General features: G+C 65.1%; 16 protein-coding genes. 5 read left to right on the top strand and 11 right to left on the bottom strand.

Features of this window, described 5'->3' with window-relative positions; translation table 11 throughout:
- Positions 1–10: 10 nt before the first annotated feature.
- The 11 genes from addA to O7B34_RS04480 form a co-directional block, all read right to left on the bottom strand.
- Positions 11–3,517 carry a double-strand break repair helicase AddA gene (gene addA, locus O7B34_RS04530; RefSeq protein WP_337145034.1) on the bottom strand — a complete coding sequence of 1,169 codons (3,507 nt, stop codon included), beginning with the start codon at positions 3,515–3,517 and terminating at the stop codon, positions 11–13.
- Positions 3,514–6,645 (bottom strand): double-strand break repair protein AddB, encoded by a 3,132-nt coding sequence (gene addB / locus O7B34_RS04525; RefSeq protein WP_337145033.1) that lies wholly within the window; start codon positions 6,643–6,645, stop codon positions 3,514–3,516. Before addB ends, addA begins: the two co-directional genes overlap by 4 nt.
- A complete protein-coding gene (locus O7B34_RS04520) occupies positions 6,642–7,370 on the bottom strand; it encodes a nucleotidyltransferase family protein (protein ID WP_337145032.1) in 729 nt (242 codons plus the stop codon). The genes addB and O7B34_RS04520 overlap by 4 nt, the downstream gene beginning before the upstream one ends.
- The gene (tsaE, locus tag O7B34_RS04515) at positions 7,367–8,878 is read right to left on the bottom strand and encodes a tRNA (adenosine(37)-N6)-threonylcarbamoyltransferase complex ATPase subunit type 1 TsaE (protein ID WP_337145031.1); all 1,512 of its coding nucleotides are present in this window, start codon (positions 8,876–8,878) and stop codon (positions 7,367–7,369) included. The genes O7B34_RS04520 and tsaE overlap by 4 nt, the downstream gene beginning before the upstream one ends.
- Positions 8,879–8,886: 8 nt before the next feature.
- Positions 8,887–11,442: a sensor histidine kinase gene (locus O7B34_RS04510; protein ID WP_337145030.1), complete on the bottom strand. Its 2,556-nt coding sequence runs from the start codon at positions 11,440–11,442 to the stop codon at positions 8,887–8,889.
- A gap of 187 nt (positions 11,443–11,629) precedes the next feature.
- Complete coding sequence (ahcY, locus tag O7B34_RS04505) at positions 11,630–13,030, bottom strand: adenosylhomocysteinase (RefSeq protein ID WP_337145029.1); 1,401 nt, start codon at positions 13,028–13,030, stop codon at positions 11,630–11,632.
- A gap of 172 nt (positions 13,031–13,202) precedes the next feature.
- On the bottom strand, positions 13,203–13,499 hold the full coding sequence (locus O7B34_RS04500; RefSeq protein WP_015314359.1) for an HPr family phosphocarrier protein: 297 nt from the start codon (positions 13,497–13,499) through the stop codon (positions 13,203–13,205).
- The gene (locus O7B34_RS04495) at positions 13,496–13,897 is read right to left on the bottom strand and encodes a PTS sugar transporter subunit IIA (protein WP_010912939.1); all 402 of its coding nucleotides are present in this window, start codon (positions 13,895–13,897) and stop codon (positions 13,496–13,498) included. Before O7B34_RS04495 ends, O7B34_RS04500 begins: the two co-directional genes overlap by 4 nt.
- Before the next feature lie 164 nt (positions 13,898–14,061).
- On the bottom strand, positions 14,062–14,520 hold the full coding sequence (locus tag O7B34_RS04490; RefSeq protein ID WP_337145028.1) for an HPr kinase/phosphorylase: 459 nt from the start codon (positions 14,518–14,520) through the stop codon (positions 14,062–14,064).
- A 12-nt stretch (positions 14,521–14,532) separates the two neighbouring features.
- A complete protein-coding gene (locus O7B34_RS04485) occupies positions 14,533–16,317 on the bottom strand; it encodes a sensor histidine kinase (RefSeq protein WP_140506841.1) in 1,785 nt (594 codons plus the stop codon).
- Positions 16,318–16,400: 83 nt separating this feature from the next.
- Entirely contained in the window at positions 16,401–17,102 is a 702-nt protein-coding gene (locus O7B34_RS04480; protein ID WP_010912942.1) for a response regulator transcription factor, read from the bottom strand.
- A 345-nt stretch (positions 17,103–17,447) separates the two neighbouring features.
- On the opposite strand from O7B34_RS04480, the gene O7B34_RS04475 reads away from it, so the two are divergent.
- From O7B34_RS04475 to O7B34_RS04455, 5 genes are all read left to right on the top strand, one after another.
- Positions 17,448–19,058: a phosphoenolpyruvate carboxykinase gene (locus O7B34_RS04475; RefSeq protein ID WP_337145027.1), complete on the top strand. Its 1,611-nt coding sequence runs from the start codon at positions 17,448–17,450 to the stop codon at positions 19,056–19,058.
- A gap of 90 nt (positions 19,059–19,148) precedes the next feature.
- Positions 19,149–19,586, top strand: coding sequence for an alternative ribosome rescue aminoacyl-tRNA hydrolase ArfB (gene arfB / locus O7B34_RS04470; RefSeq protein ID WP_140506833.1), 438 nt, complete (start codon positions 19,149–19,151; stop codon positions 19,584–19,586).
- 90 nt (positions 19,587–19,676) lie between these two features.
- Positions 19,677–20,147 carry a peptidoglycan-binding protein LysM gene (gene lysM / locus O7B34_RS04465; RefSeq protein WP_337145026.1) on the top strand — a complete coding sequence of 157 codons (471 nt, stop codon included), beginning with the start codon at positions 19,677–19,679 and terminating at the stop codon, positions 20,145–20,147.
- A gap of 213 nt (positions 20,148–20,360) precedes the next feature.
- On the top strand, positions 20,361–20,990 hold the full coding sequence (locus O7B34_RS04460; protein ID WP_337145025.1) for an alpha-ketoglutarate-dependent dioxygenase AlkB family protein: 630 nt from the start codon (positions 20,361–20,363) through the stop codon (positions 20,988–20,990).
- A 56-nt stretch (positions 20,991–21,046) separates the two neighbouring features.
- Positions 21,047–22,270, top strand: coding sequence for a glycosyltransferase family 87 protein (locus O7B34_RS04455; RefSeq protein ID WP_337145024.1), 1,224 nt, complete (start codon positions 21,047–21,049; stop codon positions 22,268–22,270).
- Positions 22,271–22,277: the final 7 nt, after the last annotated feature.

Genomic DNA, 22,277 nt, shown 5'->3' with positions numbered 1-22,277 from the left:
AGTTCTTGTGTCACGCTCCCGTGAGTCGGGCAAGGGCGTCGTCCATGGCCCGAGCCGGCAGTTCGATCAGCCTTGGCGCTTCGGTGAACAGCAGGGCCGCCTTGACTTCCCGCCCGGGAAAAAGCGGCTGCAGCAGGGCGCGATACAGCGCGAGTTGCAGCAGGTAGGCCGGCGGGACTTCGGCGAGGGAAGCGGGTGCGGGCCTGTTGGTCTTGTAGTCGACGATCGAAACCGTATCCCCTGTCACCGCCAACCGGTCGATCTTGCCGGAGATGGAGCGGATTTTGCCCTTGACCTCAAGGCTGCCCATGATCGCGACCTCGGCACGTGACGACGGCGCGAACAGTTGACCGAGGCCGGGCTCGGCAAGGATGGCCACGACCGATGCCAGGGCTTTTTGGCCCTCGGCTTGCGGCCACGCCGCACCCGTTCGCGAGAGGTAACGCTCTGCCGCACTTTGGCGGTCGCTCTCGGCAATGGCGGGCAACATCTGCAGCAGTTTGTGGAGGGCGAGCCCGCGCAGCACCGCAAAACCCGGCTCGGCATCGGCGTCCAGCACCGGCGAGGCCTTGTCGACCACCGCTTCCTTGCCTTCCTCGATCAGCGCCGAGGCACCCGACGGCGACAATGGACGCGGCAGGTCCTCGAAAGGCGGCAAGGGCCGGAACAAGGTCGCCGGCAACGGACCGAACGCATCGACCTGCCGCGCCTGCTCGCCCAGGCTTGGCGTAACCGGCGGCAGTTTGGTGACGTGAAAACGGTAGACAGGCTCGCCGCCGGCTGGATGCGGACGCTGTTCGCTTTCGGGCGCGCCGCTCAGCGCTCTGCTGACGATCGAATGCCAGGTGCCGCTGTTCGGCGCCCGCTTGCCGTGATAGCCGCAGACGATCAACCGGTCCTCGGCGCGCGTCATGCCGACATAGAGCAGCCGGCGGTACTCGTCGTCGGCGAGTTCGCGGGCGCGAGCGGCGGCCGTTTTCGAAAAGCCGTTGGCGACGTCGCTCGCCGAACGCCAGAGGTAGCCCTTGCCGTCCCAATGTCGACCCGAGCCGTCGAAAGGCATCAGGCGCGGCAGATGCTGGTCGCTGAACGGGGCGGAACCGCCGTCGATCAGGAACACAACCGGCGCCTCCAGGCCCTTGGCCGCGTGCACGGTCATCACCCTGACCTCGTCACGGGTCTGGTCCATCTCGCGTTTGATCTCGGGGCCGGCGTTTTCCAGCGTCGACAGGAAGGCTTCCAGCCCGGGCAGGCCGGTCCGCTCCTCGGCAAGGCAGAAGCTCAGGAATTCGTCGAGAATATCGCCGGCTTCCGGCCCGAGCCGCGCGATCATCTTGCGGCGCACGCCATCGCGCGCCAGCAGGGCGGCATAGAACTCGAACACCGGCTTGAAGGCGGCCTCGTCAGTCCAGGCGTCGAGCTGCGCAACGATCGCCGCTAGCGCTTCGCTTTCGCCGGCATGCTGGCGCAGCGATACCGCCAGCGACACGCCGGGCGGCCTCTGTGCGGCGAGCGTGAACAGCGTCTCCTCCGGCAGGTCGAAGATCGGGCTGCGCAGGACGGCGGCCAGCGACAGGTCGTCCTGCGGCTGGATCAGCAGATGGCCGAGCGCGATCAGGTCCTTGACCGCGATATGTCCGGGCAGGCTCAGCCGGTCGGCGCCGGCAACCGGAATGTCGCGCCGCTTGAGCGCGCGGGTCAGCGCGTGGACGAAGCTGTCGCGCTTGCGCACCAGCACCAGCACGTCGCCCGGCCGCAGCCGCTTGCCACGGCCCTCGATGATTTCGCTCTTGCCGATCCAGCCGGCAATGGTGGCCGCGACATTCTCGGCGACGCGCACCGCCGGTGCATGGGCATGGTCGATGGCTTGCGCCCAGTCGTCGGGCTCGTCGACGGCCTCGGCGCCGATCGATGGCCAGACCTCGACATAGCCTGGCGCATCGGTGCGGATCGCCTTGTGGTTCAGCGGATCGGGGTCGTGGCTGATGCCGCGCCGCACGATTGGATCGGCAAAGACGCGGTCGACGGCGGCCAGCACATCGTCCGTGGAGCGGAACGACCAGGTCAGCTTCAGGTCGGCGAAGGACGCCTCGGCGTCGCGCACCCGCCCGGCGAACAGCAACCGGCTGTCGGCGAAAGAATCCGGTGCCGCGCCCTGGAAGGAGTAGATCGACTGCTTCTCGTCGCCGACGGCGAAGATCGTGCGGTGGACCCGGTCCCGAGCGCCAAAGCCGGCAAAGAATTCTTCCGCCAGCCGCTTCACCACCTCCCATTGATCAGGGCTGGTGTCCTGCGCCTCGTCGAGCAGGATGTGGTCGATGCCCTGGTCGAGCTTGTACTGAACCCAAGGGCCGGCATCGGGCCGCGCCAAGAGGTTCACCGTGCGGGTGATCAGGTCGTTGAAGTCAAGAAAGCCGCGGCTGCGTTTCAACACTTCGTAGCGCGCGATCAACCAGTCGGCGATGGTCAGCGCCGCGCGTGTGCCTTCCAGCATCCGGAACAGCGCCAGCCGGTCGACGGTCTCCATGATGGCGCTGGCCGCCGAGAGATAGCGCCCGGCGAGATCCGGCAGCCGGTCGGTCAGCGCCTTCTTGAAGGCCTTTGCCGGATCGTAGGGATCGCCATCGGTCTTGAGGAAGGCTCTTGCCAGCAACTGCAGCCGTCGGACGGGATCGCCCTCGGTGAAAGCCTGACGCGCATAGGGAAGGATGTTGTTCAACACCGATCTGGCGTCGGTGGCTTCGGCAGCCTGGGCAAAGCCGGCAAAATAGTCCGGCAGAAAGCCGGGCAGCGGCCATACAGATGCCGCTATGCCTTCGGCGGCCTGGCCGGGCTGGAAATGGAATTCATCGAACAAGGGCTGGAAGCCGTCACGCCCGACAGCATCGAGGAAATGGCGCAACCCGTCGCGCTTGCGCACGATTTCGCCGAGCAACGCGTCGAGACCGGCCTCGCCCCCACGTTCCAGCACAGTGGCGAAGGCCTCGGCCAAATTCCTGTCGCCGGCGGCGGAGATCATCTCGCGGCGCGCGGCGGCAAAAAGCGAGGCCTCCATCTGGCTGTCGAGCATGTCGAAATGGGCGGGAATGTTGGCTTCCAGCGGGAACTGATGCAGCACGGATTCGCAGAAAGCGTGGATCGTCTGGATTTTCAGCCCGCCAGGCGTCTCCAGGGCCTCGGCGAACAGGCGGCGGGCTCTGCGCATGGTGTCGCGATCGGGCCGGCGTCCCTCCAACGCCTCGACTTTGGACGCCAGGTCGGCGTCACTGAGCGTCGTCCACCCCGACAGCGTCGAAAAAACCCGGTTCGACATGTTGGCGGCCGCGGCGCGCGTATAGGTCAGGCACAGTATCTTCGACGGGTCGGTGCCGTCGAGCAGCAACCGGATGACACGCTGGGCAAGCACATGGGTCTTGCCCGATCCCGCATTGGCCGACACCCAGGCGGAATTGCCGGGATCGGCGGCGCGGGCCTGGCTCGAAGCGGTATCGCTCGGGATCGGATAGGCTTTCTTCATGCCTCCCCTCCCTCATCCCCGGCGTCTCCGCCGGCCGACCATTCGAGCACGCGGGCGAGATGGTCGTAGTCGCCATCGGTTTCGCCTTCGCGAAACGGCAGCGCGCGCGACAGATAGCCGATCGCCAGGTCGGCATAATGGATCAGCAGTTTCTCCAGCCGCGCCCAGGCCTCCTCGGCGAGATCGGCCGCGGTGCGTGGCTGGCGGTTGTGTTCGAGTATGGATTCCTCGAAGACCTCGCCATTCGGTTTCAGCCTGATGAAGGCCAGTTGCGACGGCTGGCGCGCGCCCAGGTCCTTGAACGCGCCACGCCTGAGCAGTGCGCCTTCCAGCGCCAGCTGAGGCGCCAGCAGCGTATGCGCCTGCGCCTTGGATGGCGAGGAGCCGGTCTTGTAGTCCAGAATGTCGGCCATGCCGCCGGCCAGCAGATCGACACGGTCGGCATAGCCGGACAGCGTCACGCCGGACTGTCCGACGACGGTCTTGCCGGCGCGGCCCTCGGCATGCCGCTGGACCACCGCGTCGGCGCGCGTGCGCTCCCATTCGATGATGTTGGCGGCGAGCTTTTCGAAACGCGGCCACCACACCGCCTCGACATCGGCCGGAAGCGCTGCCTCGGCGAAACAGGCGCGGCCGGCGGCGATGAGCCCGGCCAGCGCGTCCAGCGCGCGGGGGTCGGCCACCTCGGACGAGAAGAGATGCAGGATGGCGTGAAACAGCGTGCCGCGCTCGGCGGCACCCGGATCGCGGATGAGCGGATCGAGCGGCATCAGGCCGAGGACCCTTCGGGCATAGACGGCGTAGGGGTCGCGGCGCAGCGTCTCGATCTCGGTGACGGAGAAATGCGTTGGACGCATCGAAAGCGGCGGTTTCGGCTGTGGCCGCGGCGCGAAATCCCGCTTTGGTCCGGTGTCGAGCGCGCGCGCCCAGGCAAGCAGTTCATCGCCGCGCCGGCGCAGCGCTGCCGCCTGGTCGTTGCCGATGAAGGTGAGCAGCCGCTGCAACCAGCGCGAAGGCACCGCGGGTGCGTCGCCGGCACGCGCCGAGCGCGCCAGCACCACGTGTCTCGCGCCCATGGCCATCTGGAAATCATGCGCGGCAAGGCCGATGCGCCGCTCCGGCGGCTCAAGATCGATGCCGGTCTTCATCAGCCGCGACATGAAGCGGTCGCTCTCCGGCTTGCGTGGCCAGATCCCTTCGTTGAGCCCGCCGATGACCAGCGTATCGACATCCTGCAGCCGCGCCTCGAGTGCACCCCAGATGGCGATGTTCCTGTCGGTGCCTTGCGCCGGCTTGACGGTCTCGGGCGCGATCAGCGCCTCCATCACATCGGGCCATTCGCTCGCCGCGAACGACAGCGATGCTGAAGCCGCGACCAGCCCGCGCAGCAGTTCGGCGAGCTTTTCGCCGGCGTCGCCGGCGTAAAGTTCGCCAAGGCCGCCATCAGCGGAACGGCCGAGATTCTCCAGGGCAACGACGCTGGCCTCGACCAGCGCGGCAAGGTCGGCTTCCGCCTGGCCGCGAAAGGCCGAAAGCGGCGCCAGCGCTTGCTTGAGACGTCCAAGCAAATTCCGCGCGCCTTCGATGGAGCGCACGGTCAGCCGGGCAAACCAGAAGGGCGGTCGGCTATCACCGCCGAGCCCGGTGAGGCGGGCCTCGAAAAGGTCCGGCAGCGAAGCGATGTCGGGGCGGCCGGTGCCGCCGCGCAGCGCCACCAGCTCTACCAGTTCCGCCGCGTGGCGCACATCTGACCTCTCCAGACCAAGGCCGAGTAGTGGATGCTTGAGCAGCGACAACAGGCCGACCGGATCGCCCGGCCGGAACACCGCTTCGAGCGCCAGCCTGAGGAGGCTGGCTACCGGGGTGTTGGAAAGCGGCGTGCCGCCGGAATCGTCTGCAACGACACCGAAGCGCTTGAGCTCGACGCTGACGCGGCGTGCCAGCGCGCGGTCACCGGTGACGAGTGCCGCTCTCTGGCCGGGGTCTTCGACCGCGCGCTTGAGCGCGACGGCGATGGCGACGGCCTCATCGCGCTCGCTGGCCGCTTCGAGCAGCGTCACGTCGGCGAAGGCGCCGGCGATATCGGACGCCGAAAACCCGTTTCGCGTCTCGGCCCACAATTCGGTGGTCTCGGCCGGCCGCAGCGCCTCGCCGACAAGGGCCGCGCGGAGCCCAAGCTTCGGCTCGGCCGCACCGATCTCCTCGACATCGCCGCGCAGCACGCCGATCTTGCCGATCAGCTTCGCCAGGCCGTATTGCGGATGGCCAAGCACGGCTGGACGCGCGCCGGGTGCGACGAGCGCCTGGAAGGAGGCTTCGTCCAGCATCTGGTCGAGCCCGGGCAGCACGATGGCGCCGCCGGAGAGGCCGGCAATGGTCGCAAGCAGCTCCGCCGTGGCGGGGATGGAGCCGGTGGACCCCGCTGCTATGACCGGCCCGGCGGGCGGATTGCGCCGCAGCCGCGCCGCTTCGGCACGGATCAGGGCGCTGCGATGCGCGGCCGGGTTGGAGCGGTCGCTCTCTTCGAGGAATCTCGGCCAGGCATCGGTGACGATGCCGAGGAATTCGAGCGTCACCTGCCACCATCCGGCAAGGTTCCCGCTCACCAGGCCGGCGAGTTTGGCCCAGTCGGTGCCTTCCGTCTCGATCTCGTCTATCAGCCCGGCCAGATCGCGCGCCAGCCAGATCGCGTCGGCGGTGGAGGCCGGGACGACGATCTCCTCGGCGAAGAGGGCCGCGACATGGGCGGGCAGCCGGCGTTTCCACGCCCGCACCAGCGGCGTCAGCAGTAACAGCCGCTCGGTGGCGGCGATCGGTGGCGCGAGATCGATTGCCGCGGTTGGCTCGGCATCGAACGCGGCCTCATCCTCGTCGAATTCGCCGAGCGGGCGGATCACCGGCAGGATCGCCGAACCGCCGCCACGCGCCTTCAGGCTGTCGACGAAGACGCCGCGCAAGGCACGTGCGGCGCGGCGCGTCGGCACATAGATGGTGACATCGGCCAGGGCGAGCGGGTCGCCCTCGAAACGAAACCCGGGGACAAGGCGGCCGTCAAGCAGCGCCTCGGCCAGCGTCGGCAGAAACGGCGCTCCGGAGGGAATGGAGAAAACGCGGCTTGAGCCGCTCATTGCGATCCGATGAGTGCGCCGGCCACCGCGTCTTCGGCGAGCGGAATGGCATCGGGCGTGCCGACGGTTATCCAGTGGCCATGCATCGGCATGCCGAACAGGCGGCCGCCGGCAATCGCCTTGTCGAAATAGGCGTTGAGCGAATGCGGTTCGGCGGGTGCGTCCTTGAACAGGCGCGGGTGGATGATCGCGGCGCCGGCATAGATCAGGCCGGCAGGATCGCCTTTTGAACGCCGCAGGGCGCCATCCGGCGCCACCAGGAAATCGGTGTTGCCACAGTGTCCCGTCGCCTGATGGAGATCCGCCAGCATCAGCAGAATATCCATTTTCGCGGCGTCCCATGCAAGGGCAAGCCGCCCGAGATTGAGCGGGCCGTGGTCGATCCAGAATGTATCGGCGTTGAGGATGTAGAACGGCTCCCGGCCGAGCTCCGGCAGCGCCTTGACGATGCCACCGGCGGAATCGAGCAGCCGGTCGCTCTCATCGGAAATGACGATGCGCGGCGCGCGGCGAGCGGCGACATGGGCGACGATCTGTTCGGGAAGATAATGAACATTGACCACCGCCTTGCCGACGCCGGCCGCGGCCAGGCTGTCGAGGCCCCAGTCGAGCAGCGTCTTGCCGGCGATCCGGACCAGAGGTTTGGGCATGGTGTCGGTAATCGGCCGCATGCGCTTGCCGAGCCCGGCGGCAAGAACGATGGCGGTCTCCGGTCTTGTTGTCACAGCGCTCGTTCCTCCAGCAGCCCGTGCGCGCTGTAGAAATCCCGCAGGTCGGCGAGCGCGGGATGCGACAGCGCCCGCCTGAGATAGTCGCGGATGCGCGGCAGGTGCTTGAGATAATAGGGTTTGCCGTCGCGTTTTTCGAGACGCACGAAAATGCCCAGAATCTTGGAATTGCGCTGCGCGGCCATGATTGCATAGGCTTCGAGGAAGCCTGCTTCATCGAAGTCGCCCGCTGCATGACGCGCCGCGACATAGGCATCGCGCGTCCGCTTCTCGATCTCGAGTGCCATGGTGACGCGGGCGTCCATGGCGAGCGAGGCGACGTCATAGGCCGAAGGCCCGATCAGCGCGTCCTGGACGTCGACGATGCCGAGCCGGTCGAGGCCGGACCGTTCGCCGCGCCAGATGATGTTGGGCGAGTGGAAGTCGCGCAGCATCAGCGTGTATTCGCTGCCTTGCAGCCGGTCGAGAAGCGCGTTCCATGTCTTGTGGTAGCCGGAACGCAGCGCGTCGCTCGCCGGGCCGCCCGATATCGCCGGCACGTACCAGTCGATCAGCAGGTCCGCCTCGATCAGCATGGCGTCGCGATCGAAGGGCGGCACGTCATGAACGACGCCTGGAGCCGCCTCCATCCGGTGAGGCCAGGCCTTGCCGTGCATCATGGCGAGCAGTTCGGCTGCCGCCTCGTAACGTTCGGCGACCGGCTCGCCATTGCCGTCGAGAAAGCCTTCCGAGCCTAGATGCTCGAGCAGCAGGAAACCCTGGTCGAGATCCTGCGCGTCGATCCTGGGCACCGCGACGCCGGCGGCCAGCAGCGCACGGTCGATGGCGACGAAGGCGGACACCGACTGCGCGGTGTGGGCGATCACCGCATAGGGTTTGCCGTCGCGCACGGGAGGGCCGAGCACCAGCCGCGGCGAGTTCATCAGCACGCGCGGCGCCTCGCCGGCGAGCGATACGATCTCGTAGGAGCGGGCCGAGGCATCGCCGATGAAATACCGGCGCCGCGCTTCCCCCCATCCGGCGCTCTCCAGAAAACCGCGCATGGCCAGTGAGCGTGCGACACGGTCGAAGGTCGCGCCATGCCCCGACAGTCGGGCCAGCCGGCCCTCGCCATGCTGGACGAGTTCGATCAGCACCGTCGTCTTGGGCAGATAGCCGTCAGCCCGTTCCGGCCATTCGATAAGGGCTGCACCTTGCGCCAGCGCCTCCTCGAAGCCGAGTTCGTCCAGCTCGGCCGCCGACGACAGGCGGTAGAGATCGAAATGATGGACCGGGATGCGCGTTTCGTAGCTCTGCACCAGCGTGAAGGTCGGGCTCGGCACTTCGAGACCGGCATCGTCGGCCAGCGTCCGGATGAGCGCTCTTGCCAGCGTCGACTTGCCGGCGCCGAGATCGCCCTTGAGCGCCAGCACGTCGCCCACGCGCAGAGCCAGCGAAAGATCCTCGCCCAGCCGCGCTGTCTGGGTCTCGTCGGCGAGCAAACGCTCCAGCACCGGTTCCGTCATCGAGCGCGCTACTCGGCCGCTGCGCGGATACCCGGCATGTCGGGAAAGGTGCAGATGACGGTCGTGCCCTTATCCCTGCCGGTTTCGATGCGAACGGCGCCGCCATGCAGTTCGACAAAGCTCTTGACGATCGACAGGCCGAGGCCGGCGCCGCGCCGGCGGCCGCCATTGGCGCGCGGCTCGAAGCGGCGGAACACCGAATCGAGCACGTCGGGCGGCATGCCGGGCCCGTCGTCGTGAACCGAGAACTCGACTCCGTCGGCCAGCTGGCGGCATGCCAGCCGGATGGTGCTGGCCTCGGGCGCGTAATTGGCGGCGTTGCTCAGCAGATTGTAGAGGATCTGGCGGATGCGGGTTTCGTCGCCATGGAAGGTCTTTGGCGCGGCGGCGGCGTCGACCGCGAGCCGGATCGAATGCTCCTCCAGCCGGTCGGCGACAAGCTCGGCGGCGGCCGCGATGGTGCGGTCGACATGCACTTCGGAAATATCGAGCTGCATGATGCCGGCATCGACCGTCGCCAGGTCGAGTATGTCGTTGACGATGGTCAGCAGCACCGATGAGGACGAGCCGACATGCTCGACATATTCGCGCTGCTTCTGCGTCAGCGGGCCGGTCGCCGGCAGCGACAGCAACTCGGTGAAACCGATGATGTTGGTCAGCGGCGACCGAAGTTCGTAGGACACATGCTGGACGAATTCGTTCTTGAGCTGGTCTGATTTCTCGAGCGCCTCGTTCCTGTCCTTGAGCGCGCGCTCGATGTGGACGCTGTCGGTGACGTCGACGAAGGTCATCATCACTTGCCCGTTGGGCAGCGGAATCACGGCGTAACGCAGCACGGTGCCGTTGTTGAGCTCGGTCTGGCCGTGGCGGTCGCGGCGCTCGTCGTCGAAGCCGGTGATGGCGGCGACGAAGCCGGGCCAGGGGCTCTCGACCGCTTGCCGATCGGACAGCTCGCGTATGGCCGATACGTGTACATTGGGCTTGGCGGCTTCCGCGTCCAACCCCCACAGCGTGGCAAAGGCCGGGTTCGACAGCCGCAGGCGGCCGTCGGGGCCGAACACCGCGACGCCTTCGGCGAGATTGTCGAGCGTTTCGCCCTGGACTCGAACCGCGGTGCGGTAGCGGCTTTCGAGATCCATCTTCTCGGTCAGGTTCTCGAACACCCAGGTGACGCCGCCCTTGGGTTGCGGGTTGGCGACGACACGGATCGTCTTGCCATCCGGCAGGTGCCACCAATGTTCCTGCGATTCGACCGCACGATAGGCGCTGAGCAAGCCTTCCTTCCAGCGGCGCCACTCCGGCTGTTCGGCGATCTTGCCCTCGCTGCGCAGCCGGTCGAGCAAAAGGGCGTTGTCGGGCGCGCTGTGCAGGAAGCCGCTGTCGAGCCCCCACAGCTTCTGGAAAGCCTGGTTGAAGAAGCGCAGCTTCTCGTCGGTGTCGAAGATGGCGACAGCGGTGTTGAGCTGGTCGAGCGTATCGGCGTGGCTGCGCACGGTCCGCTCATATTCGCCACGGATAGCCTCGATGGCGCTGGTGTCGCAGGCAAGGCCGGCCGAACCGTCGGCGCCGGCAAAGTCGGTCACGGCGAACACGCGGCGGTCGCCTTCGATCACCGTCGAAAGCGACTGCTCGAAGACCGGATGCGATTTGTGCTGCGTGGCGATGGCTTCGCGCGCCTGGCCGCCGAGGAATTCCTTGGCGTCACGCACGGCGGCTTCCGCGCTCTCGGCTTCGACCGCGTCGGCATAGGCCCGGTTGACCCATTTCAGGCGGCCATGCTCGTCGCGCAGCCATGCCGGCATCTTCAGCGCCTCGAGCAGCCCGATCATGGTGTCATGATCGGTGGCCAGCCGCTGGTTGTCGATCTTGAGCCGGGCCTGGCTGCGCTGCGTCTCGGAAAGCGAGACAAACCGCACCAGCACATGGGCCGCGCTCTTGCGGCCATGCACTTCCAGTGGAGCACCGGCCTGGGATTCGATCACCAGGTCGAACTGCCTGCCTTTTTCGCGCAAACCCGCCACGGCATGTTCGAGTGCCGCCGCCGAGCGCGGCATCAACCAGCGGCCAAAGGCGAGGAACGCGGCCCGGTCCTCCGGCGCACCGCTTTCAGTCGGCAATGTGCCGATGAGTTCGGGTTTCTTGTTTTCCGAGGCCCAGACGACCACACGCTGGTCGCGCAGATTGAGCAGCGCTTCCGAACGCCGCAACGCGGCGCTGACATCGGCGACGCGGCTTCTCAGCTCGACATTCTCCGCCGAGGTACGCGCCCGTTCGCGGATGAGAACGATGGCCGACAGGAATGCCGTACCCGTCACGCCGACGAACACCGCCAGCTGTACGACCTCGATGGTGCTGATCGAAAGACTGGCCACGGCGGCGCCGGCGGTCTGGGCATGCGCGACCGCGCTCGCCAAGGGGCAGGCGAGAGCGGAGCCGGCAAGAAACAATCCCGCACGGGCGCGCCATGAAAGGCGCTCGCCTCGCGGGGCGGAGCCCATGGTCCTCGACTCGTCATGGCCGCCGGAAACGGCCTTTCCCGCCTGAAGCGGGTTATCCCCCGGCATGTCTTGGTCCTCTTCGCCGCCTGAATGCAAGACCGCCCTGATGCGTACGCCGGTCCTCGTCCCCGGACCCGCGAATCACAACATAGCGCCTGCCGGAATCGCCGTGAAGAATCATTCGGTGCAAAAATAAAGCCGGGCGAAAAGTCAATCGCCCGGCTTCAATATCTAGTGGTAAATCTGGATTTGGTTAATAGCGGTAGTGTTCCGGCTTGAACGGACCCTGCGGTGTGACGCCGATATAGGCTGCCTGCTCGCCAGACAGCTCGGTCAACCGGGCGCCGAGCTTGTCGAGATGCAGGCGGGCGACCTTCTCGTCGAGATGCTTGGGCAGCACATAGACCTGGTTCTGGTACTGCTCACCCTTGGTGAACAGCTCGATCTGGGCCAGCACCTGGTTGGTGAAAGAGGCCGACATGACGAAGCTCGGATGGCCGGTCGCGTTGCCGAGATTGAGCAGGCGGCCTTCCGACAGGAGGATCATCCGCTTGCCGTCCGGGAAGGTGATCATGTCGACCTGCGGCTTGACATTGGTCCACTTCAGATTGCGCAGCGACGCGACCTGGATCTCGTTGTCGAAATGGCCGATGTTGCCGACGATCACCATGTCCTTCATCGAACGCATGTGGTCGAGGGTAACGACATCCTTGTTGCCGGTGGTGGTGATGACGATGTCGGCGGTCGGTGCCGCATCTTCCAGCGTGACCACTTCAAAGCCGTCCATAGCCGCCTGCAGAGCGCAGATCGGATCGACCTCGGTGACCTTGACGCGGGCGCCCGCACCCTTGAGCGAGGCCGACGAGCCCTTGCCGACGTCGCCATAACCGCAGACGACCGCTACCTTGCCGGCCATCATCGTGTCGGTGCCGCGACGGATGCCGTCGACCAGCGATTCCTTGCAGCCATATTTGTTGTCGAACTTCGACTTGGTGACCGAGTCGTTGACGTTGATGGCCGGGAAGGGCAGCAGGCCCTTCTTCTGCAACTGGTAGAGCCGGTTGACGCCGGTCGTCGTCTCTTCAGTGACGCCGCGGATCGCCGCTTTCTGTTTGGTGAAGAAGCCAGGCGAAGCCTTCAGGCGCTTCTTGACCTGGGCGTAGAAGTATTCCTCTTCCTCGCTCTGCGGATTGGACAGCACGTCCTCGCCGGCCTCGGCGCGGGCGCCGATCAGGATGTACATGGTGGCGTCGCCGCCATCGTCGAGGATCATGTTGGAGAGGCCGCCATCGGCCCACTGGAAGATCCTGTCGGTGTAGTCCCAGTACTGCTCGAGGCTCTCGCCCTTGACGGCGAAGACCGGAATGCCGGCCTCGGCGATGGCCGCGGCGGCGTGGTCCTGGGTCGAGAAGATGTTGCAGGAAGCCCAGCGGATGTCGGCGCCGAGCTCCTGCAGCGTCTCGATCAGCACCGCCGTCTGGATGGTCATGTGCAGCGAGCCGGTGATGCGCGCGCCCTTGAGCGGCTTCTTGGCGCCGAATTCCTCGCGGCAGGCCATCAGGCCCGGCATTTCGGTTTCGGCGATATCGAGTTCCTTGCGGCCCCAGCCGGCAAGCGAGATGTCGGCGACCACATAGTCCTTGCTACCCGTCATGGCAGTGCTCCGATGCGAATTGTCATACTTGCGAATTGTTAGCGGATGCGCCGTGCCGGAAGACATTTCCAAGGGCGCGAATTGCCGGCCTGACTAGCAGATCAGGCCTCGGACGACAATGGGACATAAAGAAATCTTTATTCGTGCATGTCCTGGAGGGCTGACTTCGAGGTCAGCACTCCTCGCCGAAACGGGAGGCGACAAGCTGCTCCAGCGCATCCATGACCTCGAGCGCCTCCGGGCCGCTGGCGGTGACGCGGATCGAGTATCCCGGGCTGGCTGCCAGCATCATCAGGCCCATGATCGAGGTGCCGCCGACCTTGACACCGTCCTTCTCGACATGGACCGATGCGTTGAAGCCGCTGGCAAGCTGGACGAATTTCGCCGAAGCGCGCGCATGCAGGCCGCGCTGGTTGACGATCGGAAACTCCCGGACGATCTGGTCCTTGTCAGGCGACAGCGTGCTCATTTGCTGCTCAAAAGCTGGCTGGCGACGTTGATATATTTGCGGCCCGCGGCCTGCGCTTCGTCGAGCGCTGCCGCCATGTTATCGCCCTTGCGGATCGACGACAGCTTGATCAGCATCGGCAGGTTCATGCCGGCGATCACCTCGGTGCGGCCGGACTCCATCACCGAGATTGCAAGGTTGGATGGCGTGCCGCCGAACATGTCGGTCAACACGATCACACCTGCCCCCGTATCGACACGGGCGACCGCATCGACGATGTCGCGGCGACGCTGCTCCATATCGTCGTCGGCACCGATCGCCACGGTTTCGAAATTGTCTTGTGGCCCGACGACATGTTCGACGGCATGTCTGAACTCGGTGGCCAGTTGACCGTGCGTTACAAGCACGAGTCCGATCATTCTTTGGTGGCTCCCGTCATCGCCGCTTCACAGGCGCATTTTATGCTCGCCAGCCAATCCAGGCGGCGGGAGCGCTATCTTGTCGACGCGAGGCCCGTTGACAAGCCCAAAATTGCGCCGGCCCATGCCATTTTGACGCATTGCAGCAAAAAACCCAGGGCGGATCATAGAAAAGGCGCGATCGACAGCCGCGCCATCACGGCGGCCAAGGCGGCGGCGACATTGCGCTCGGCCAGATCGATGCGCGCCACCGCGCAGCCGGCGATCTTGTCGCTGGCGTCCTCCTGGAAGCGTGCGATTTCGACGGCCGGCAGAAGCCGCACATGCAGGTCGACGACGCAGGCAGGCTCGAATGGCAGGGGTCGTGGCCCAAGCCCTGGAACTTCGGCCAGGCCCTCGATGGTGGCGGGCGCACGGCACACCAGCCGCCCCGCATGGGCTTCGACGAAGAGCTGATCGTCGCCGACGAGCCGCGAGAACAATCCGCGTTGCAGGCAATGGTCGATCAGCGTCAGCGCCAGCGTTGTCTTGCCCGACCCGGGTGAGCCGGTGATGAGAATGCCGCGCTCGCCCATCAGCAGTGCCGTCGCATGAATGTTCTCAGGCCGCACGGCGCAATCCATAACGATCGGCGATCATCCCTCGGCCGGCAGCGTCACGACGAAGCGTGCGCCCTTGATCTCGCCGGGCTTGGTGCCGGGAATGTTTTCGGCGGTCAGCGTGCCGCCATGGGCCTCGACGATCTGCCGGGAGATCGACAGGCCAAGGCCCGAGTTCTGGCCGAACGCCTCGCCGGCGGGCCGGTCGGTATAGAAGCGTTCGAAGATGCGGTCGATGTTGTCGGCGCGGATGCCGGGACCATTGTCGTCGACGGTCAGGATGTTGAACTTGCCGGCGCGCGCCAGCGACAGGCTGATGTGGCCATGGTCCTCCGGCACGAAGGAGCGGGCGTTCTCGATCAGATTGGTGATGACCTGGCCGATGCGCAGATCATGGCCGACGACGACATAGCCCTTGGCGCCCTGCGGCAGCTTGGCGACCTTGAGCTCGATCTCGACCGCCTTCTTGTTGCGCGTCGTTTCACGCGAAACAGCGACGAGGTCGGTAACGAATTTCTTCAAGTCGACGGTTCCCGCGTCCTCGCGCGCCAGTTCGGCGTCGAGGCGGGAGGCATCGGAAATGTCGGTGATGAGGCGGTCCAGCCGTTTGACGTCATGCTGGATGATCTCCATCAGACGCGCGCGTGAGGTGTCGTTTTTCGCCAGGGGCAATGTTTCGACGGCGCTACGCAACGACGTCAGCGGGTTCTTCAGCTCATGTGAAACATCGGCGGCGAAACTCTCGATCGCCTCGATGCGCGCATAGAGCGCGTTGGTCATGTCGCGTACGGCGATCGACAAATTGCCGATCTCGTCCTGGCGGTCGGAAAAGTCGGGGATTTCCTCGCGGCTCTTGACGCCGCGCCTGACCCGCACGGCAGCGGCGGACAGCCGGCGCAGCGGGTTGGCGATGGTGGAGGCCAGGAGCATCGACAAGATGGCCGTGACCAGCGCCGCGATGCCGAAGACGCGCAGGATCGCCTTGCGTTCCGCCGCGACGATCTTGTCGATATCGCCGCCTTCGGTCGACAGCATCAGCACACCGAGAACGGCGCGAAAACGCTGGATCGGCACCGCCACCGAGACGATCTGCTCGCCCTGTTCCGAGACGCGCACGATGGTCGACGGACTGCCGGTCAGCGCCTTCACCACTTCCGGGAAGGCAGCGCCATTGCCGCCCGGCTGCTCGTGATAGACCGGCAGGTCGGTGTTGCGGAAGAAGTCGAAGATGAACTTCTGGATGCGCTCGACAAGGTCCGGCTCTTCCTCGTCCACCGGCGGCAGGTCGTAGCGCAGGATCTGGCCGCGCGAATAGAGATGGCGCGAATCGAGCAGCAGGTTGGCGTCGCGGTCATAGATGCGGGCGCGGGTGCGGGTCGGCGAGATCAGTCGCCGCAGCACCGGCGCCACGCGCTCGGGATTGATCGGAAAATCGAGGTTGTCGAGCTGGTCCGAGCCAGGCCCCAAGCTTTCGCCGGCCTGCAGCTCGAGCAGCTTTTCCGGGTCGATGCTGATCGAATCCGTCTCGACCGTCGCCGACGCCGCGATCGCCCCGGCGATGATCTCGCCTTGCGTCATCAGGCTTTCGACGCGCGCGTCGATCAGCCCGTCGCGGAAGGTGTTGAGGTAGAGGATGCCGGTGACGAGCACCGCCAGGCCGGCAAGGTTGAGGAAGAGGATGCGCCGCGTCAGGCTGGAAAAGATATGGTGGCCGAGGAACCGGCGCATCGGCACCGTGATTTTCGACACGAAGGAAGGCATGATGCGCGACGGCCGCCTGGCGGCGCCCGTCGGCCTGCTTCGCTGTGCTTCCACTGCCATCGAATAGCAGCTCCCGCTAGTCCCAGGTTTGAAGTATGTCGCAGCCCCAAGATGGGGGCCGCTTTTGCTCGACATACATCAAATTACGCTTCGCGGAACCGATATCCGACTCCGTAAAGGGTTTCGATCATCTCGAAGTCGTCGTCGACAGCCTTGAATTTCTTGCGCAGCCGCTTGATGTGGCTGTCGATCGTGCGGTCATCGACATAGACCTGCTCATCATAGGCCGAATCCATCAGCGCATCACGGCTTTTTACCACACCGGGACGTTGCGCCAGCGAGTGCAGGATCAGGAACTCGGTGACGGTGAGCGTCACCGGTTCGCCCTTCCAGGTGCAGGTATGGCGTTCCTGGTCCATGACGAGCTGGCCGCGCTCGAGCGAGCGGGCCTGCTGGCTCGGCGCTTTTGCCGCGGCCTCGCGGGCGCTGGCCCGCCGCAATACGGCGCGCACCCGCTCGACAAGCAGGCGCTGCGAGAACGGTTTGCGGATGAAGTCGTCGGCGCCCATCTTGAGACCGAACAATTCATCGATCTCGTCGTCCTTGGAGGTCAGGAAGATCACCGGCAGGTCGGATTTCTGGCGCATCCGGCGCAGAAGCTCCATGCCGTCCATGCGCGGCATCTTGATGTCGAGGATGGCGAGATTCGGCGGCCGGGCCGCCAGGCCTTCCAGCGCGGACGCACCATCCGTATAGGTCTCGACACGATATCCCTCGGATTCGAGGGCGATCGACACCGACGTCAGAATGTTGCGGTCGTCATCGACAAGCGCGATTGTTGCCATTTCAAGCGGCTCCCTCATGAGCTGTCCCTTCTGTCGTAAGAGAAGGGGCTTTTGCAGGACAAATTAGGTACAAAATGTGGCATAGGCCTTGTCCGCTGTCACGAGCGGCGTGCCGGCGGCCACAATTCTACCTCGACACGGATTGGACGAACGAGCACCGCCAATCCTTTGGGCAACCACCGAACTTTTTGCATATATAAACGATTTAAACAACTTTCAAAATATTTAAATCGATTAAATATTTGATATCATTTGCCTTTTCTGGTTCTGACCATCTAGCCTGCTTAGTAGGTGTGCCGGAAATATGCCGGCAAAGGTGCGGCAAATCTTGAGAAGGGTCACCAAATGTCGGAATTCGGCAAACGCAATCCTGCCTGCGCGATCGATCGTATCGGTCTGAAGACTTCCGGCATGGTGCGCTACAATTTCGGCGCGGCCGCCCTTTACGAGGAGTCGATCCGGCGCGGTGAAGCCCGGCTGACCGCGCATGGCGCGCTTGTCGCCGAGACCGGCCAGCACACCGGTCGCTCTCCCAAGGACAAGTTCGTCGTTCGCGACGGCGCCACCGAACCGCAAGTCTGGTGGGACAACAACAAGGCGATCTCGCCGGCCCAATTCGACGTTTTGCTCGCCGATTTCCAGGCCCACGCCGCGGACAAGGACCTTTACGTGCAGGATCTGGTTGGCGGCGCCGACGCCGAGCTCAAGCTGCCCACCAGGGTGATCACCGAATTTGCCTGGCACTCGCTGTTCATCCGCAACCTGCTCATCCGTCCCGACGCGGCCGAACTCGAACAGTTCGTACCCGCGATGACCATCATCGACCTGCCGTCCTTCCGCGCCGATCCCGCCCGTCACGGCAGCCGCACCGAAACGGTGATCGCCGTCGACCTGACGCGCAAGATCGTGCTGATCGGCGGCACCTCCTACGCCGGCGAGATGAAGAAGTCGGTGTTCACCATGCTCAACTACCTCCTGCCGGAGAAGGGCGTGATGCCGATGCACTGCTCGGCCAATGAGGGACCGGCCGGCGACTCCGCCATCTTCTTCGGCCTGTCGGGCACCGGCAAGACCACGCTGTCGGCCGATCCGTCGCGCACTTTGATCGGCGACGACGAACATGGCTGGGGTCCGCATGGCATCTTCAATTTCGAAGGCGGCTGCTACGCCAAGACCATCAAGCTGTCGGCGGAAGCCGAGCCGGAGATCTTCGCCACCACGCAGCGCTTCGGCACGGTGCTGGAAAACGTCGTGCTCGACGCCGACGCCGTGCCGGACTTCAATGACGGCCGGCTCACCGAAAACACACGCTGCGCCTATCCGCTCGACTTCATCCCCAATGCCTCGAAGACCGGGCGCGCCAATCACCCCAAGAATATCATCATGCTGACCGCCGACGCTTTCGGTGTGATGCCGCCGATCGCGCGGCTGACGCCAGCGCAGGCGATGTATCATTTTCTCTCCGGCTACACGGCCAAGGTGGCCGGCACCGAAAAGGGCGTGACCGAGCCCGAAGCGACCTTCTCGACCTGTTTCGGCGCGCCGTTCATGCCGCGCCATCCCTCGGAATACGGCAATCTGCTGCGCGAGCTGATCGCGCGCCATGGGGCCGATTGCTGGCTGGTCAACACCGGCTGGACCGGCGGCGCCCACGGCACCGGCAAGCGCATGCCGATCAAGGCGACGCGCGCCTTGCTCGCCGCCGCCCTCGACGGTTCGCTGAAGGCAGGCGCGTTCCGCACAGATGCCAACTTCGGCTTCGAGGTGCCGATGGCGGTGCCTGGCGTCGACAGCGCCATTCTCGATCCGCGCTCCACCTGGATCGACAAGGCTGCCTACGACCGGCAGGCGGCAAGGCTGGTCGGCATGTTTGCCGTCAACTTCGAGAAATTTGAACCGCATGTCGATGCAACCGTCATGGGCGCGGCGCCCCGCATGCAGGAAGCGGCGGAGTAATCGCCAAGGCATCGTTGTGGCGCAGCACCATTGAAGGCCCGGTTTCGATCGGGCCTTTTCTTTTTCGGTCCGCCGCGCCATGACTGCGGCATGCCGATCGACGACGACATCATCATATCGGGCGAAGCCGTGATCCACCCGGGCGACCTGCACGAGGATTTCATCCGCTCGTCCGGTCCCGGCGGCCAGAACGTCAACAAGGTGGCGACGGCGGTGCAGCTTCGCTTCGACGCGCAGAACGCGGAGGGCCTGTCGGAGCGCGTGCGCGAGCGGACCATAAAACTTGCCGGCCAGCGCGCCACCAAGGACGGTGTCATCGTCATCGAAGCCGGGCGCTTCCGGACCCAGGAACAGAACCGCGCCGATGCCCGGGCGAGGCTCACGGCACTGGTCGCCAAGGCCGCCGAACCACCGCCGCCGCCGCGCAAGAAGACACGGCCGTCGAAAGGCGCGGTTGAGCGACGGCTGAAGAGCAAGGCGGGGCGCGGCACGATCAAGAAGCTGCGCGGCCGGGTGGAGAACGATTAAGCACCACACCAGGCGCGTGTACAAAGCGGCTTCCCATTTCGCACCGCAGATGCGAGGTTTCCCCATTGCCACAGCAAGGGAGACCTAGAGATGGGTATGTTCGATTTCGTCAAGAGCGTCGGCAAGAAGCTCGGCATCGGCGGCGATGAGGAAGCCGCACCTACCGCCGACACGCTCAAGAAAGAGCTCGATTCACACAAGCTCGGTACCGATGGCGTGCAGGTCGTCGTCCAGGGCGATACGGCGGTGCTGAAGGGTGTGGTCAAGGACCAGTCGATCTTCGAAAAGGCGGTCATTGCCGTCGGCAACACGCTGGGCGTCTCCAAGGTGCAGGCTGACGAGTTGCAGGTCGCGCCGGCTTCCGGCACGGCGGCCCCTGCCAAGGAGCCGACCTTCTACACCGTCCAGAAGGGCGACAATCTCTGGAAGATCGCCGAAAAGAGCTATGGCAAGGGCCAGGGCGCCAAGAACACGGTCATCTTCGAGGCCAACAAGCCGATGCTGACCCATCCCGACAAGATCTATCCGGGCCAGGTCCTGCGTATTCCCGAGCCTGGCTGAGCCACAGGGCAGAAATCAGTGCGCCGTGCGTCCGAAAGGCCGCGCGGCGTTGCATTACCAGCGGCGCTTCGTCTTTATTCGTCAACCGCCATTGGCGAATGGAAAGACGAATTCGGCGCGCGGCATCTGGCAAAAACCACGACGGCTTTCGGGTCGCCGTTTTCGTCCGCTGGTGGCATGCTGGGCTCCGAACCATTCACATGAGCCAAATCCATGCTCGTTCTGCCCAAGGGCGTACGCCACATGCCGGCCCATCTGTCCCGCGCCGTCCAGGAGGCGCTGGTCGAGGAGGTGAGGAGCATCGTCCAGCAATCGCCGCTGTTCGTGCCGGCCATGCCGCGGACCGGCAAGGAGATGAGCGTGCGCATGACCAATTGCGGTCCGCTCGGCTGGGTCACCGACAAGGAACGCGGCTATCGCTACCAGCCGACGCATCCGCTGACCGGAGAGCCTTGGCCGCCTATCCCCGACAGCCTGCTCGACCTGTGGCGGCAGGTGTCGGGTTATCCGAATCTGCCGGAGGCCTGCCTGGTCAATTTCTACACGCCTGATGCGAAGATGGGCCTGCATCAGGATCGCGACGAGGCCGATTTCTCGGCACCCGTCGTCTCTGTCTCGCTGGGCGACGATTGCCTGTTCAGGGTCGGCCAGACAACGCGCGATGGCGCCACCAAATCGTTCAGGCTGAAAAGCGGCGATGTCGTCGTGCTTGGCGGCGAGGGGCGCCTTGCCTTCCATGGCGTCGACCGCATCTACCCTTCGACCTCGGCGCTGCTCAAAAACGGCGGCAGGATCAATCTGACGCTGCGTCGGGTGACGAAGCCCGATGAGGCCTCCAAATAAGCCGATCTTAACGCGCGTCCCCTATCAAGACTGCCAGGGTCTTGGAAAACAGCGCAATGGCACCAGTCAACCAGACTGCCCCCTTTCGATCCGATATCCGTTTCGCGGCACTTGTGCTGTGCACCGGAATCCTGATCGGGCTGCGTTATCACCTGGGATTGTGGACAGCCGACGAGCGCGGCTTGTCCGTGGTCAGCCACGGAATGCCCTATTGGGACTTCACAAACCTGTGGGCGGGCGGACGCATGGCGCTCGACGGGCATGTCGCGTTCCTGTTCGATATGGACAGCTATCGCGCAACCCTGCGGCGGATGTTTTCGCCGGACCTTCCCAACCAGGAGTGGAGCTACCCGCCCAGCATCCTGATTTTCGGCGCGCCGCTTGCGCTGCTGCCGATATTTCCCGCCTATCTCGTCTGGACCTTGGGCACGGTCTTTTGTCTCTGGCTGGCCCTCCGGCCGCTGCAACTGGGCAAGGCTGCCGAAGCAGCCGTCCTCGTTTGTCCGGCCGTGCTGATCAACGCGGCCTTCGGCCAGAACGGCGCCCTGACGACGGCCTTGCTCATCGGCGGATTGGCGGCGGTGCCGAAGCGGCCGGTCCTGGCAGGGCTGCTCTTCGGCCTGCTGACGGTAAAACCGCATCTCGGCATACTGGTGCCGTTCTGCTTGCTGGCGAACGGCAACTGGCGCGCCATTGTCGCCGCCGCGCTGTCGTCGTCGGCCCTCTTCGTCCTGACCGGCCTGCTGCTGGGCTCCGAGGTCTGGACGCTGTTCTGGACCGAGACCCGTCCCCTGATGACGGCGATTCTCGAGGCTCCCTACCCGCAGCCCTATCAGTCGAATGCGGCGACCATGTTCTTCCTGGCTCGTGCGTCCGGTCTGGGACTGACCGCGGCCTATGCGCTGCAAGCCATTGCGACGGTCGCGGCGATCGCAACGGCGATCTGGATCTGGTTGCCATGGCGGCGGGTCGAGCATCGCGAACGGGTCGTGCTCACCGCCGTGCTGGCAACGCTGGCGACGCCTTACGGCTACAGCTACGACACGATCGGCCTAGCCGTTGCCGTCGCCTATCTGTTCTCGACGCGCAACGCCATGCCGAGGATTTTTCTGGCGCTGATCTGGCTATACCCGACTATCGCGCATCTGGTGAACAATGCCGGGCTTGGCATCGGCGTGCTGGTACCGCTGTTCTTGTCGGCATGGATGCTTGCCGACATAATGGCCCGCGAGCGCGGGCCCACGGTTGGCGGCACGCCAGGCATCGACATGCCGACGTAGGACGCTT

Origin of the sequence: Mesorhizobium sp. Cs1299R1N3 (assembly GCF_037179625.1) — a bacterium.
In the GTDB taxonomy this organism is placed as follows: Bacteria; Pseudomonadota; Alphaproteobacteria; order Rhizobiales; family Rhizobiaceae; genus Mesorhizobium; species Mesorhizobium salmacidum.
Note: the sequence above shows the minus strand (reverse complement) of the source record. Positions and strands in the feature narration are given on the sequence as shown.